Here is a 12,928-nt window from a genome sequence, read left to right on the forward strand (position 1 = left end):
CGTTTCGGCGACGATGTGCCGGGACGACCGTCCGGTGAGACACCGGCGGTCGTACCCGGCAGACGGCCGAGAGGCCGTCACCTGAAACTGCCTCAGGCCGCCTTCTGTGTGTGTGTTTCGACCGGCTTCCGCCGCCTCGTCTTGAAGACGGGGCGGCGGATGTCGTCTGTGCGACGCAGGATGCGCGGCCTCCGCAGGGTCCGGGCGATCCACTCGCCCAGCGTGACGCCCGCCGCGAGCGCGCAACCGATACCGAACGCCGCCAGCAGCGAGCTGAGTCCGATCACCACCTCGTTGTTGAGCAGGGCGTACAGACCCCGATACAGAGACAGACCCGGCAGCAGTGGCGTGATACCCGCCACCACGACGACCAGCGGCGGCGTGAGCGCGCGGCGGGCCATCAGACCACCGGCGAAACCGACCACCGTGGCCGCGAGTGCCGAACCGATGATGGGGCCGATGCCGAACTGGTGCGCCACCATGTAGACCAGGGCGCCGGCCGCGCCACCGAACCACGCGGCCGTGAGGGCACGCTGCTCGGCGTAGCAGGCCAATGCATAGAACATCGACGCGAAAGCGCCCGACATCACCAGGACGGGTAGCTGCACGAGTTCCGTGATCTCGACGTTGACGGGTGGCAGGGTCGAACCCAGCACACCGGTCAGACGCAACGAGATGGCCACACCGGCGATGATGCCGCCGGTCATCATGACCACTTCGAAGAATCGCGCCGCCGCGGTGATCGGTGCTCCGGTGATGGCGTCCTGCACGGAACCGACCAGCGACAACCCGGACAACAGCACCACCACACCGGCCGAAATGATCTGTGAGGGTCTGATCTCGACACCCAGCTGATCCTGGAACGTGTACAGCGTCGCCGCCGGGGTCGCCGCCACCAGACCGCCCGCCACCTGCTGGAAGAAGAACGGCAGACCGATGCGGTTGAGGACGCGGTTGACCCGGTAGATCACCATCGTCGTCAGGAAGGCGACCGATGCGACCAGCACACCACCACCCATCAACACGGAGACCGACGCGGCCATGGACGCCCAGGCGAGCGTCGCGATCCAGCGGTTGTACGGGTGCGGCGCCGTGGTGACCGCGGTCAGGGCCTCGTGCGCCTCGCTGGGGGTGACGGCCTCCCGGCGGATCCGCCGCGTGAGCCGGTCCACCGCCGCGAGGCGGGTGAAGTCCATCGAGCGGTAGTGCACTATCCGCATCGTGCTCGCCGGCGGGAGCGTCGGCCCGCGGTACGCGGACAGCACGATGGAGTTGTACGTGACATCCACATCGCACTGAGCGAGGCCGTACGTGGCGGCGATGAACTGCACCTGCTCGGCGGTGTCCATCGCACCGGTGCCGGACGCGAGGAGCACTTCACCGACTCGCACGGCGAGGTCGAGTACTTCGGCGACCACCGCGTCGTCGGTGAGGTCGATCGGCTGCAGCGGTGTGGGTGCAGCGGTGACCGCATCGACCGTTGCGCGACGGTCGCCTGTGAGACGTTGGAGGGATTCTGTGAGCTTGGCCATACTACGTGTCGGAGACAAGATCTTTCTCGGTCAAATCGGTGGCGGAGAGTGCAGACTCGAGTGTCTCGTGGCGGAACGTGGAGATGACCTGATCGTGGACGACACGGAATGCAGAGGCCAGGATACGCGTCTCCTCGGGGTCCGTGGCCCACGTGGCCTGCTGTTCGACCACCAGCACCCCGTCGTAGTAATACATTCGCTGCGGAATCAGCGTGATGCCCGCGGTAGACGCCCATTCCCGCAGCGCCGCCAGGCCCTGGGTGGCGCTTTTCGGCCCACCCATCTCGATGTCGTCGCTCGACAGCGACAGCAGAGTGTCGATGTCGCCGGAGTTGAGGGCGTCGTGCCAAGCGAGGACAGTGGCGATCTCCGAGGTACTCATGGCTCCAACGCTATCCAATGTGGGCGGAAGTAACCGTCGTTCCTGCAATGGATATGATGGGCGCGCGTGTCCGCCTCCTTAGCTCAGTGGTAGAGCACTCGCCTTGTAAGCGAGCGGTCGTCAGTTCAATCCTGACAGGAGGCTCCACCGCGGAATTACCTCCGCACACAGAGGGCCACCTTCTCCCGGGAAGGTGGCCCTCTGTGTTTCCCGCACGCTCACCCCTGGGTGGGCAGTTCGTCACCCTGGGGTCCCTGTCTCCGACCCCGCCGGTCATTGACGATGAGTGCATGCAAGTGAATTCGTGCAGGTCGGTGGTACTGGACGCGGTGGAAGCGCTGCCCGCCCTCGAGCGGGAGACACTGGCCCTCGTGTATTACCGGGGAATGTCCTGCGACGAGGTGGCGGACACGATGCAGATCAGCGTCGCCACCGTCCGGGACCGCCTTCACGAGGGGGCGCGCAGACTGCTCGCCGGTGTCGGCGACCTCTGATCGGGACCGCGCCCTCACGTGCCGATCGGCTGACCGAGCAGGCTCGCGATCGTGTCGCCGACGATCGACGACCACACCGGCCACGTCGCCTGGTCGAGGGCCATCGATCCCACGTCGTGGGTGATGCATCCGGCGTCGGTGGGCACCCCGGCGAACCGGTCCCGCAGCCACATCAGAGCGCTCGCGGCTGCGACCGGTTCGAGGGACAGATGCTCACTGGCGTGGTCGCGGGTGTACGTCACCCGGGCGTTCGGGTCCTGGCAGTAGGTGTCGACGAGTGTGTCGACGGGCCCGACCGGCACCAGCCAGTCCGGATTCGCCTGGTACATGAACATCGGCACGTCCGGGACCCGGTGACCCATCTCGGTCCGGTCGAGTACCGATTCGACCACCGGATCGCGAAGCGGGTCGCCGCTCGGGCTGTCGAACAGGCCCCTCAGGTTCGCAAACGGCAGTAGCGCCGACTGGTAGCTGACGCAGAGGTTGCTCTTGGCGGCAAGGAGCTGCTTGCCGAGTGGGTTCAGGTGCGTGTCGAGATACTCCGCGAGCTCGGGATAGTCACGGCTCACGCCGAACACGCCGCCCAGCACGATTCCCGCGCCCAGATTGTTGTCGGCGAGATCGACGAGGGCGCCGAGATCGGCGGGGATGCCGCCTTCGGCGGCGCCGACGATGTTCAGGTCCGGTGCGTAGCTCGCGTGGAGTTCGGCGGCGTGACCCGTCGCGATCGCGCCTCCGGAGTAGCCCATCAACCCGACCGGAGTCTGCCGGCCCGTCAGACCCAGGGGGTCGAAGTTCTCCGCCGCGCGGATCCCGTCCAGGGTGATGCGGCCCGCGAGGGGCCCGGCCGCATACGCGGCGTTCGGGCCCTGGTGATCCGGCATCACGACGGCCCATCCCTGGGCGAGGGCGGCCTGCGCCTCGAGGAACTGCAGCGGCGCGACGATCTGACCGGTCAACGGCGCGGGAACGGACCACTGCTGCAGTGCGTACGAGGCGGCGCAGTACTTGCCGAGGGAGTCCTCCGCCGGCTGGAGCGAGAGCAGATTACGGACGCCGTCGATCGTGCCCCGGGGCTTGACGACCGTCGCGACCGCAGGGATCGCCTCGTCCCGCGAATTGTTGGAGCGATACGACAGCTGCCACGCGTCGACGTTCACCGGAACTACCGACAGGTTCGCCAGGTGCACTTCGCGGGCGGCGATGATCTCGCCCGGCTCGGCCGCCGCGACCACGTCCGCAGGCGGTTCGTAGAAACCCCGGCCGACCTCGGGCCAGGCGGGAACGGTAAGGGCCGGCTGCACGTCCACCGACGTTCCGCCGTCGGTGGGAGCCCCGACCGACGGCGTGGCGACGGCGAGTTGTGCGCCCACCACCATCGCTCCCACCAGCAGCATTCGACGTCGTAGCGCTCTCGTTCCGATCATGTGGTCCTCCCCGGGCCGAAGTGAGACGTCTATGTCTCACTTTGAGAGCAGACCATAGATCAGGTGTGACGGGTATCGCAATACTCGCGAGTAAGTTCGGCTCAGGTCTGGTCGGTGACCAGCGCGATGAGCATCGTGCTCAGAACGTCCACCAGGACCGAGGCGGACGGTCTGGGGGAGGCGGTGCTCCAGTGATGGGCGAGATCGTTGACCGCCCCGATGAAGGCGATCGACACCATCGCGAACCGCTCGGGCGGGTCGACGACGCCACCGTCGATCGTGCGGGTGACCGCTTCGAAGAGTTCGGCCCACTGCGTGCGGCGCGCGAGGCGGTACTGCTCCACCCGGGGGCCCGCGCCGACCACCTCCACGAAGATGATCCTGGCCCGCCGCTCGTCCGTGCCGACCGATTCGATGTAGGCCGTCATGACGGTGCCGGCGACGGTCCGGGGATCGCGCGAGGGCGCCCGGTCGTTCGCGGCGAGCACCGCGTCCCGGGCCTCGTCCTGAATCGTGTCGTAGAGCGCGAGGAGGATGTCCTCGCGGCTGCCGAACTCCTCGTAGAACTGGCGACGCGACAGTCCGGCGTGGGCGCAGATGTCACTGATCGAACTGTGGGCGTACGTCTTCTCCGCGAAGACCGACAGGGCGGAGTCGAGGAACCGTGCCCGGCGGGCTACGCGACGTTCCGCAACCGGTTGGCCGCTGTACGTCCGATTCGACTCTGCTCGGGACACGATCTCAGCCTACGGTGACGGGACGTCGAGGTCCGCCTCGGCTCACATCAGTTCCCGCATCCGTTCGTGCAGGATGATGCGCCCCGCGGCCTCGATCAGCGCGAGGTGGGAGAACGCCTGCGGAAAATTGCCGAGATGACGGCCGGTGCTCGTGTCGAACTCCTCGGCGTACAGCCCGAGGGGAGAGGACACGCTGACCAACCGCTCCATCAAATCGGTTGCCTCCTGCACCTGTTCGACCACGGTCAGTGCCGACACCAGCCAGAACGAGCAGATCAGGAAACTGCCTTCCTTGCCCGACAACCCGTCGTCGGTTTCGCCGGTGCGGTAGCGCAGGACGAATCCGTCTTCGGTGAGATCGTTCGCGATGGCGTCGACGGTGGCGCGCAGACGGGCGTCCCCGCGGGGAAGGAAGCCGAAGACCGCGGCGAGCAGGGTCGACGCGTCCAGCGCCTCGGTGTCGTAGTGCTGGCGCAGAACCCCGTTCTTCACCCCGTGCTCGAGGATGTCAGCGCGGATCTCTTCGGCTGTGGCGCGCCAGGTTTCCTCGGCCGAGCGATCGCCGCGGATGCCCGCGATCTTCGACGCCCGGTCGAGTGCCACCCAGCACATCAGCTTCGACGACACGTAGTGCTGCGGTGCGCCGCGAGCCTCCCAGATCCCCTGATCGGGGTTGCGCCACACCGCGGACGCGCACGTCGCCTGCTGCTGTACGAGCGGCCACAGCCGGCGGGGGAGGCGCTTGCTGCGCACCGTGTGCAACAGGATCGAGTCGAGGACGGCGCCGAACACGTCGTTCTGCCGCTGGTCGAACGCGCCGTTGCCGATGCGCACCGGACGCGCGCCCGCGTAGCCGGACAGGTCGTCGCGGGTCGACTCCGTCAGGTCGCGGGTGCCGTCGATCCCGTACATGATCTGCAGTGCGCCATCGCCGTTCGACTCGAGGTCTGCGATGAACTGCATGAATTCGTCGGCCTCCCAGTCCAGGTTCAGATAGTGCAGAGCCTGCAGTGTGAACGTGGAGTCCCGCATCCACGTGTACCGGTAGTCCCAATTGCGTTCGCCGCCCGGAGTTTCCGGTAGGGAGGTGGTGAGGGCTGCGACGGTGGCGCCGGTCGGCATGTACGTGAGTCCCTTGATGGTGAGGGCGGACCGCTGAATCGCCTCCCGCCACCGGTGATCGGGAAAACGTGCGTGGCTGAACCAGCGCCGCCAGAACGCCGAGGTTGCATCGAGTTGCGCGACAGCCTCTTCCGCAGTTTCCGGTGCGGCGAGTTCCGCCGCCCACGACAGCGCGCAGTAGAGGGTTTCACCCTTCTCGAGCACGTGCCGGGCGCGCACCCGCCCACCCTCGATGCCGAGCGCCATGTCCGTCTGCAGACGCAGGGTCCGCCCCGCGCCGCTCGCGTCGGCGGTGTGCCGATCGCCGTCCACGAGAACCCACTCCGCCGGTGTTCTCCCGTAGTCGAACACGGGCTCGCACACCAACTCCACCTCCACAGTGCCGTCGAGGCAGGTGACCGTGCGGACCAGCATGTGATCGGCGTCCTCGTCTGCAGGCGGCCGCGTGTGGGGAGTGATCGTGTCCTCGCCGCGGCTCGGCCCCATCGTCAGTGCACTGCGCACGGTCACCCAGCCGGTCGGCGTGTTCCACACCGCCGAAATGGTGTTGCTTCCCGGCTCGTACTGCCGGGATGCCGGAACGTTGAGCCCGAACGGGCCGATCCGGAACATCCCGGCCTCGCGGTCGAGGAGGGAACCGAACACGCTGGGCGAGTCGAAACGGGGCACGCACAGCCAGTCGACGGAACCGTCCGGCGCGATCAGCGCCCCGGTGTGACAGTTCGAGAGGAAGGCGTAGTCGGCGATGGGCGGGAACGGCGACGGCGCGGCCGCGCTCTGGGGTGGGGCGTCGTCGTCCGAGGCAGTAGTCACGTTCGCGCCCCTCTCCCGGCAGTGTCGGCCACCTCCATGCTGCGGGTCGGGGCGCGCAGGGTCATCACCCTGTACGGGTGACCGGGGTCCCGTCAGTCACCGAGAACCGCGAGATCGAGTCGGCGGACCCGATCGGGTTCCGCGATGACGTCGATCTCGGTGATCCGGCCGTCCGCGATGGTGAACGCCAGCACCACGTGCAACCGCCCGTGGAGGGCCATTACGAGCCCGGCCGCCCCGTTCACCAGGGCGACCTGGGTGAACCTGGCCCGTTCCGAGGAGGCGAGCGCGCCCCTGGCCACGACGCGGGCACCCCGGATCACGAGTGGGGCCGGGGTGGGGCCGACAGCCGGATCCGCGCGGAGCACAACATCCGGATCGAGCAGCGCGACCAGCGCGTCGAAGTCGCCGCCGCGCGTGGCGGCCAGATAGGCGTCGACGACGCGGCGCTGGCGTGCCAGATCCGCCGTGTCCGGCGCCGGCGAGACTCCTTTCACCCGTCGGCGGGCGCGGCTGGCGAGCTGTCGCACCGCGGTGGAGGACCGGCCCACGATGGGAGCCACGTCGTCGAAGGGCACGTCGAACATGTCGTGCAGCACGAACGCGAGCCGCTCGGCCGGGGTCAGCGTGTCGAGCACCACGAGCAGGGCCAGCCCGACCGAGTCGGCCAGCATCGCTGCGTGTTCGGGGTCGCCACCGTCCTCGTGACCGACGACCGGATCGTGCGCCTGCACGTCGAGAGGTTCCTCGCGCCGCTGCTCGCGTGATCGCAGCACGTTCAGGCACACCCGCGACACCACGGTGATCAGCCACGCCTCGAGATTGTCCACGTCGCCGGTGTCGGCGCGGTTCATGCGCAGCCACGCCTCCTGGACGGCGTCGTCGGCTTCGGTCACCGAGCCCAGCATCCGGTACGCGACGGCCCGCAGCCGGGGCCGGTGTTCCTCGAAACGCTCCGTCAGCCGATCGCGGTCGTCCACCGTGTCACATTCCTTCCTCGCCGCGTGTCTTAGCAGTAGATCCACCGAAAACCAGCTGCCGAGACCGGGAAACCGAGTCCCGCATCCAACGAATCTGGAGAGATCATGACATCACCCATTCTGATCACCGGCGGTACGGGCACGCTCGGACGTCAGGTCGTCCCACTGCTGCGGGCAGCGGGTCGGGACGTGCGGGTTCTCAGCAGGCACGGCCGCGAGCCCGGCGACGGCGTCGAGTACCTGGCCGGTGACTTGTTCGAGGGCAAGGGAATAGAGCCTGCGCTGGAGGGGGTCGAGATCGTTCTGCACTTGGCGGGCGGACCCAAGGGTGACGAGGTCGCGACGCGGAACCTGGTGGAGGCCGCCTCGCGCGCCGGGGTGCAGCACCTCGTGTACATCTCGGTGATCGGCGCCGACGGCGTTCCGCTCGGCTGGTTCGGATCCAAGCTGGCAGCGGAACGAGCGGTGGCCGACTCGGGTGTGCCGTGGACGACGCTGCGCGCGGCCCAGTTCCACGATTTGGTGCTGACCATGCTGCAGAAGATGGTGAAACTGCCGGTGATCCCGGTGCCGGGCGGACTGCGCTTCCAGCCGGTCGATTCGGGGGAGGTCGCGGCGCGACTGGTGGAACTGACGCTCGCGGCACCGGCCGGCCTCGTACCCGACCTGCCCGGGCCGACCGTGTACGGCATGGCCGATCTGATGCGCGGATACCTGAAGGCGACCGGAAGGCATCGGCTGATGATGCCGGTCCGGATGCCGGGAAAGGCCGGCCGCGCGTACCGGGAGGGCGCGAACCTGTCACTCGACGTCGCAGCGACGGGCAAGCGGACGTGGGAGGATTTCCTGGCCGACTACGAGAGCATCTGACCGCCGACGTCGGCGAGTTTCCCGCGCAGATCCGCCAGGGTCTTGGTCAGGAGCCGAGACACCTGCATCTGCGAGACACCCACCCGCGCTGCGATCTGCGACTGGGTCATGTTGCCGAAGAAGCGCAGGACCAGCACAGTGCGTTCGAGGTCGGGAAGTGATTCCAGCAGAGGTGCGAGGACCACGTGGTCCTCGACGTGCGCGAGGGCGGGGTCGACGTCGCCGATCGTCTCCGACAGCGGGCGTTCGTTCTCACCGAGCGGGAAATCGACGGACAGGGTGCTGTACGCGTCGGCGACCCGGAGCCCCTGGACTACTTCGTCCTTGTCGATCCCGAGGGCCTCGGCCAGTTCGCTCGCCGTCGGAGCGCGTCCGAGCGTCGTGGTCAGGTCGGTTGTCGCGTTGGTGAGGGAGAGGTGCAGTTCCTGCATGCTGCGCGGGACGCGCATGGCCCAGCCCGTGTCGCGGAAGTGCCTGCGCACCTCGCCGGTGATGGTCGGGACGGCGTAGGACACGAAGTTCCCTCCGCAGCGGGCGTCGAAGCGGTCGACGGCCTTGACCAGGCCGAGGCGGGCGACCTGGATCAGGTCGTCGAGTGGTTCGCCGCGACCGTGGAAACGCCGGGCGATGTGTTCGGCGAGCGGCAGGCAACGTTCGATCAGTCGCTGTCGCAACACTTCGCGGCGGGGGTCGGAGGCGGCGAGCCGGCCGATGGCCTCGCACTGTGCGGGCACGTCACGGTACTGGTCGCGCTCGCCGCGCGCGGCCTGCGGGCGTTCCAGTCGTCGTTCGTCTGTTGCGACCTCCGCCGCAGGCTTCGTGCGACGCGTCGGCGTCGTCCTCGGGGGGATGCGACGGATCTCGCAGGATGGTGCTAGGAGCTGGGTGGACACATTCATGGCTCTGCCCTTCTCTGACCGGCCGGCATCGGCAATGGCGTCGCTATTCGACGAGTGCGGGTGAGGTGTCGGCGGCCTCGTCGGCGAACATCGCCTCGATCCGGGCCTTGATTTCCTCGGTGCTCATCGTTGCTCCGCCTCGCGAGGCAGTAGTGGTGGCGGAAGCGTGGGATGTGGAACTGGCGGGCATGAGCGATGTGTCCTTGTCGGGTGTGAAGGGTCGGTATGAGACGGAGAGCGGTGGCCGGGCCGGCCGTCAGGTCGGCAGGGAGGAGAGGAGGGTGAGTGCGCTGAGGGCCAGCGTGGCGATCAGGCCGCCGGCGATCGCTCCACCACTGCGTGCGCCGAGAACGAGGACTTCGCCGTCGTGGGGAGCGTTCTGCGGGTTGTGTGTGGTCATCGCTTCTCCTTGGTGCCCAACTCATGGTGAGAACTTATCTGCGTTGAAGGATATAGATTTGTTCTACAGTCATAGCGCAGGAAGTTCAAGCGGAATCGGCAAGATAGCTGCTCGAGACGGTGCTTCGCCGGGCCGGAGAACCGGACCGGGAAGAGATCAGATGACGCCGGGTGGCCCTCCGGCTGCCGAGAACTGCGATGCAGGAGTGGGGACAGCGCGGTACGCGCAGGGCGGAGCGAACCTGCACCCCCTGCGGCACATTGTGTCTACCGAACCTTGGTAGGATTGATGCGCCCTGAGAAGAAGGGAGATCCGGTGACGTCCTCTCATGTGCCGCTTCGTTCGCAGCGGGGTGTGTACGGGATCTCGGTAACGTCGGAGTTGACGGGTATCGGGCCGCAGACGCTGCGCTTGTACGAGCGGCGAGGGTTGATCACACCGACTCGCACGGGCGGTGGAACACGCCGGTACAGCGAGGACGATGTCGCGCGCCTCCAGAAGATCACCGAACTCGTCGCGGCCGGTGTCAATCTGATCGGAATCGGTCAGATCCTTCAGCTCGAAGCCGAGAACGCGATCCTCGCGGCGCGCAACGCCGAACTCGAGCGGCTCGTGCAGTCCGAGGTTCCGGATCGCGCCTGAGCCGCGCCTACCGGCTCAGCTCGCAGACTGGTCGTTGGTGGGGGTGAACTCGTCGAACGACGCGTCGGCCGACTGCCATTTGCCCTTCGCCCGGATATCGGCGAACGCGAGGTCGAACGCGTCCACCAGCCATGCGTGCTCGGCGGCGGCAAGAAGTTCGGACGTTCCGTCGGTGACGCCCTGGTAGAGGCTGACCCGCCATTCGGACGTGTTCTCGACCGTGTCGGTCAGTCCGTCGGCGGCGTTGGATGCGAGAAGGTAGCGGTTGTACTCGAAATCGACCCGGATCGCATAGCCCGCACCGGTGTTGACCACATTTGCCGGTCGCTGAGTTGCCGCGGCGAGCGCGGTGAGAGCGTCGCGGTAGCGGTCTGCGTGTTCCTGAGTGCGGGGCACCGTCTTCTCGTCTCTGGGGCAGAGGCCGTGGCACTCGCGGCCACGACACCTCCACGAACCCTGCCTGGACGGCCTCGGTTCGTGTTCGGTTCGGATCCGAGATTACGTCACCCGGTCCTGATCCTCGCCGCAGCCGAGGGTGCGTGCTGAGTGCAATATGCAAAATCTATATCTCCAATTGCAGATTCGTTTCATTCGTTTGTTAACATCAGGTGTTCCTTAAGCAGAAGGGAGCCTGTTGTGACCATCGATGCCCTACCTCGCTCGTGTCGCGGGGTCTACGGAATTGCGGTGGCGTCGGAGTTGACGGGCATCGGCCCGCAGACCCTGCGGCTGTACGAACGTCGCGGATTGCTGACCCCTGCCCGGACCAGCGGCGGCACCCGTAGATACAGCGAAGACGATCTGGTCAGGCTGGCGCGCATAGCGCAGCTCATGGAGGACGGAGTGAACGTCCCGGGTATTCGGAGGATCCTCGCGCTCGAATCCGAGAATGCGGATCTGGCGTCCCGGTTGGAAGGCTCGGGGGGCGACTCGGCCGGAGAGTGATCCGTACGGCCATGCCATTGGGGATCGACGAATTCCACGATCGACGTCGGTCTCGGCCTCCGACATTCGAGAGCATCTGTGCTGGTCCTGGTGGGTTTCAGAGCGGTGATCCTCGCGTCGGTCGATTCTCTTGCTCGCAAGGGTTGAACTTTACTGTCGAGTAGTTATGATGAAATCTGTATCAGCCAGAGCAGATAAGTTGACGACCCGAACGAGCCGCACGCATATGAGCATGTGACGTTGCGGCAGGGAGAGAACAAGCAATGGCCGAACGAGACACTGCCCGTCCAGTCGATGTCGTCAGCGCGCTACCGCTGTATATCGCGAAACCCGGGCACTGCACGAAGGCGCCGACAGCGTCGTCCGGCGAACGTCCTCTCGTGTAGTCCCGACTCTGGTCCGCATTCGACTCCAGACGGGAAATCGAACCATGACCCTTGCCCACAATGCACTCCGCACGCGCACTCCCCGGCACGCGAAGAATCAGCAGGACGAGCCCGACCGTCGTTTCTCGCTCGGGACCGCTCTCGTCGCTGCGCTCGTTGCCGCCGTGCCCGCGGTGTCCGTGACCGGATCGGCGGTCCTCGCGGCCGTCACCGGTGCGTCCGTTCTGATCGGCGTCCTACTCGCGGCATATCTCATCTCCAGCCTGATCTGACCGCATCCCACGTACTGGAAGGACACACCATGACCGTCACCACCGTCCCCACACTGATCACCCAGCTGCACGCCGTCCTCGATCTCACCAATACCGAAATCCAGGTTGCCGAAGCGCGCGTCACGCAGGCGCGCACGGAGGCCGTGCGCCGAGAACTGACCGAGAACGCCGAAAACGGACGCCTTCGCGCGGAGGCGATCTCACGCGCCATCCGCGATCTCGGGGGAGTGCCGGAGATCGTCGGCCCCCTGCTCGGCCGGGTGGCAGCGGCGCTGAAGGCGATGGCGGAGCAGGCACAGCCGTTCGACGAGGCCCTGCTCGGCGACCTCGCCCTAGAGCACCAGCTGCTCGACCGGGCGCGGTACGTGAAGGCCCTCGCGACCGCGGCTGGGAAGCAGGACGTCGTCCGGTTGGCCGATCGGCTGGTCACCGCGCACGCCGCGACCGTCGACTGGTTGACCACGGTGCTCGCGGAGGAGGCGCTCGGCGGACCGGCGGCACTGCGACGCACCCCGTTCCAGGCGGCGACCGGCGCCACGATCCGGCTGATCAACGTCCCCGTCTCGTGGTCCGCGCGCGGCATCGACCGTGCTCTCGACACGGCCCGCACCACCCCGCCGATGCTGAGCGCGTTGCTCGGGCGAGGCGCCCACGCGGGCGACGTCGCGGTGAAGACGCTCGCGGCATCGCGTGATGCCGCCCTCGAAACGGCCGAGCAGGTCACTCGCAACGAAGGCGCTGATGGAGTCGCAGACGCGATTCATTCCGCACGCGCCGCCGGTGGCGTCCTGGAGGCGGATGAACTCCCGATCGCCGACTACGACGACCTCAACGTGTCCCAGGCCGTCGCCGCGGTCAAGGAACTGACCGATCCCTCCGACGTGCGCACCGTCGTCGCCTACGAGGAAGCCCACAAGGACCGTCAGGGCGTGGTGTCCGCGGCCCAGACGCGGCTGGCCGGCATTGCCCAGGAGGTTGCCGGTATCGGCAACTGACGCAACACCGTCGACGAACTCGCCGGTCCCGA

16 protein-coding genes and 1 tRNA gene are annotated in these 12,928 nt (G+C 67.2%); 7 read left to right on the forward strand and 10 right to left on the reverse strand.

Annotated features, from left to right (window positions below; genetic code table 11):
- Positions 1-92: 92 nt before the first annotated feature.
- Both G9373_RS12065 and G9373_RS12070 read right to left on the reverse strand, forming a co-directional pair.
- Positions 93-1,532 (reverse strand): threonine/serine exporter family protein, encoded by a 1,440-nt coding sequence (locus tag G9373_RS12065; protein WP_005561483.1) that lies wholly within the window; start codon positions 1,530-1,532, stop codon positions 93-95.
- Position 1,533: 1 nt separating this feature from the next.
- A complete protein-coding gene (locus G9373_RS12070; protein ID WP_133986089.1) occupies positions 1,534-1,914 on the reverse strand; it encodes a nuclear transport factor 2 family protein in 381 nt (126 codons plus the stop codon).
- A 72-nt stretch (positions 1,915-1,986) separates the two neighbouring features.
- Here G9373_RS12070 and G9373_RS12075 point away from each other — a divergent pair.
- Together G9373_RS12075 and G9373_RS12080 are read left to right on the forward strand one after the other, a co-directional pair.
- A tRNA-Thr gene (locus G9373_RS12075) sits at positions 1,987-2,061 on the forward strand.
- 143 nt (positions 2,062-2,204) lie between these two features.
- The gene (locus tag G9373_RS12080; protein WP_037206487.1) at positions 2,205-2,408 is read left to right on the forward strand and encodes a sigma factor-like helix-turn-helix DNA-binding protein; all 204 of its coding nucleotides are present in this window, start codon (positions 2,205-2,207) and stop codon (positions 2,406-2,408) included.
- Between the two features lie 14 nt (positions 2,409-2,422).
- Here G9373_RS12080 and G9373_RS12085 read toward each other — a convergent pair whose 3' ends face one another.
- The 4 genes from G9373_RS12085 to G9373_RS12100 all read right to left on the reverse strand — a co-directional run bounded on the left by G9373_RS12085 (position 2,423) and on the right by G9373_RS12100 (position 7,487).
- The gene (locus G9373_RS12085) at positions 2,423-3,835 is read right to left on the reverse strand and encodes a lipase family protein (RefSeq protein WP_120659712.1); all 1,413 of its coding nucleotides are present in this window, start codon (positions 3,833-3,835) and stop codon (positions 2,423-2,425) included.
- A gap of 101 nt (positions 3,836-3,936) precedes the next feature.
- The gene (locus tag G9373_RS12090; protein WP_005244512.1) at positions 3,937-4,572 is read right to left on the reverse strand and encodes a TetR/AcrR family transcriptional regulator; all 636 of its coding nucleotides are present in this window, start codon (positions 4,570-4,572) and stop codon (positions 3,937-3,939) included.
- Positions 4,573-4,614: 42 nt separating this feature from the next.
- The gene (locus tag G9373_RS12095; RefSeq protein ID WP_005561489.1) at positions 4,615-6,507 is read right to left on the reverse strand and encodes a glycoside hydrolase family 15 protein; all 1,893 of its coding nucleotides are present in this window, start codon (positions 6,505-6,507) and stop codon (positions 4,615-4,617) included.
- A 92-nt stretch (positions 6,508-6,599) separates the two neighbouring features.
- Positions 6,600-7,487 (reverse strand): sigma-70 family RNA polymerase sigma factor, encoded by an 888-nt coding sequence (locus G9373_RS12100; RefSeq protein WP_005561491.1) that lies wholly within the window; start codon positions 7,485-7,487, stop codon positions 6,600-6,602.
- A 105-nt stretch (positions 7,488-7,592) separates the two neighbouring features.
- Between G9373_RS12100 and G9373_RS12105 the strand changes: the two genes are divergently transcribed.
- Complete coding sequence (locus tag G9373_RS12105) at positions 7,593-8,357, forward strand: NAD(P)H-binding protein (protein ID WP_005561492.1); 765 nt, start codon at positions 7,593-7,595, stop codon at positions 8,355-8,357.
- Here G9373_RS12105 and G9373_RS12110 read toward each other — a convergent pair.
- The 3 genes from G9373_RS12110 to G9373_RS12120 form a co-directional block, all read right to left on the reverse strand.
- Positions 8,342-9,256, reverse strand: a complete 915-nt coding sequence (locus tag G9373_RS12110; RefSeq protein WP_005561495.1) for a SigB/SigF/SigG family RNA polymerase sigma factor — start codon at positions 9,254-9,256, stop codon at positions 8,342-8,344. The two genes, G9373_RS12105 and G9373_RS12110, sit on opposite strands and share 16 nt — an antisense overlap.
- A 43-nt stretch (positions 9,257-9,299) precedes the next feature.
- Complete coding sequence (locus tag G9373_RS12115; protein ID WP_164709551.1) at positions 9,300-9,446, reverse strand: hypothetical protein; 147 nt, start codon at positions 9,444-9,446, stop codon at positions 9,300-9,302.
- A gap of 66 nt (positions 9,447-9,512) precedes the next feature.
- The gene (locus G9373_RS12120) at positions 9,513-9,656 is read right to left on the reverse strand and encodes a hypothetical protein (protein ID WP_037206481.1); all 144 of its coding nucleotides are present in this window, start codon (positions 9,654-9,656) and stop codon (positions 9,513-9,515) included.
- 288 nt (positions 9,657-9,944) lie between these two features.
- Here G9373_RS12120 and G9373_RS12125 point away from each other — a divergent pair, with 288 nt between their 5' ends.
- Positions 9,945-10,298 (forward strand): helix-turn-helix transcriptional regulator, encoded by a 354-nt coding sequence (locus G9373_RS12125; protein ID WP_051055484.1) that lies wholly within the window; start codon positions 9,945-9,947, stop codon positions 10,296-10,298.
- Positions 10,299-10,313: 15 nt separating this feature from the next.
- Here the strand turns inward: G9373_RS12125 and G9373_RS12130 are convergent, their stop codons facing one another.
- On the reverse strand, positions 10,314-10,694 hold the full coding sequence (locus tag G9373_RS12130; protein ID WP_133986090.1) for a hypothetical protein: 381 nt from the start codon (positions 10,692-10,694) through the stop codon (positions 10,314-10,316).
- A 240-nt stretch (positions 10,695-10,934) separates the two neighbouring features.
- Between G9373_RS12130 and G9373_RS12135 the strand changes: the two genes are divergently transcribed.
- The 3 genes from G9373_RS12135 to G9373_RS12145 all read left to right on the forward strand — a co-directional run bounded on the left by G9373_RS12135 (position 10,935) and on the right by G9373_RS12145 (position 12,896).
- A complete protein-coding gene (locus tag G9373_RS12135; RefSeq protein ID WP_005262852.1) occupies positions 10,935-11,243 on the forward strand; it encodes a MerR family transcriptional regulator in 309 nt (102 codons plus the stop codon).
- Between the two features lie 430 nt (positions 11,244-11,673).
- Positions 11,674-11,901: a hypothetical protein gene (locus tag G9373_RS12140; protein ID WP_167115290.1), complete on the forward strand. Its 228-nt coding sequence runs from the start codon at positions 11,674-11,676 to the stop codon at positions 11,899-11,901.
- Between the two features lie 29 nt (positions 11,902-11,930).
- Positions 11,931-12,896 carry a ferritin-like domain-containing protein gene (locus G9373_RS12145; RefSeq protein ID WP_133986091.1) on the forward strand — a complete coding sequence of 322 codons (966 nt, stop codon included), beginning with the start codon at positions 11,931-11,933 and terminating at the stop codon, positions 12,894-12,896.
- Positions 12,897-12,928 lie beyond the last annotated feature (32 nt).

Source organism: Rhodococcus sp. A14 (assembly GCF_011603105.1).
In the GTDB taxonomy this organism is placed as follows: domain Bacteria; phylum Actinomycetota; class Actinomycetes; order Mycobacteriales; family Mycobacteriaceae; genus Rhodococcus_F; species Rhodococcus_F opacus.

What these genes read in the sequence shown, in the direction of transcription:
- G9373_RS12110 (WP_005561495.1), bottom strand. Translation starts at nt 9,256, where the DNA reads ATGAATGTGTCCACCCAGCTCCTAGCACCATCCTGCGAGATCCGTCGC.
- G9373_RS12080 (WP_037206487.1), top strand. Translation starts at nt 2,205, where the DNA reads ATGCAAGTGAATTCGTGCAGGTCGGTGGTACTGGACGCGGTGGAAGCG.
- G9373_RS12070 (WP_133986089.1), bottom strand. Translation starts at nt 1,914, where the DNA reads ATGAGTACCTCGGAGATCGCCACTGTCCTCGCTTGGCACGACGCCCTC.
- G9373_RS12125 (WP_051055484.1), top strand. Translation starts at nt 9,945, where the DNA reads ATGCGCCCTGAGAAGAAGGGAGATCCGGTGACGTCCTCTCATGTGCCG.
- G9373_RS12065 (WP_005561483.1), bottom strand. Translation starts at nt 1,532, where the DNA reads ATGGCCAAGCTCACAGAATCCCTCCAACGTCTCACAGGCGACCGTCGC.
- G9373_RS12140 (WP_167115290.1), top strand. Translation starts at nt 11,674, where the DNA reads ATGACCCTTGCCCACAATGCACTCCGCACGCGCACTCCCCGGCACGCG.
- G9373_RS12115 (WP_164709551.1), bottom strand. Translation starts at nt 9,446, where the DNA reads ATGCCCGCCAGTTCCACATCCCACGCTTCCGCCACCACTACTGCCTCG.
- G9373_RS12105 (WP_005561492.1), top strand. Translation starts at nt 7,593, where the DNA reads ATGACATCACCCATTCTGATCACCGGCGGTACGGGCACGCTCGGACGT.
- G9373_RS12085 (WP_120659712.1), bottom strand. Translation starts at nt 3,835, where the DNA reads ATGATCGGAACGAGAGCGCTACGACGTCGAATGCTGCTGGTGGGAGCG.
- G9373_RS12120 (WP_037206481.1), bottom strand. Translation starts at nt 9,656, where the DNA reads ATGACCACACACAACCCGCAGAACGCTCCCCACGACGGCGAAGTCCTC.
- G9373_RS12145 (WP_133986091.1), top strand. Translation starts at nt 11,931, where the DNA reads ATGACCGTCACCACCGTCCCCACACTGATCACCCAGCTGCACGCCGTC.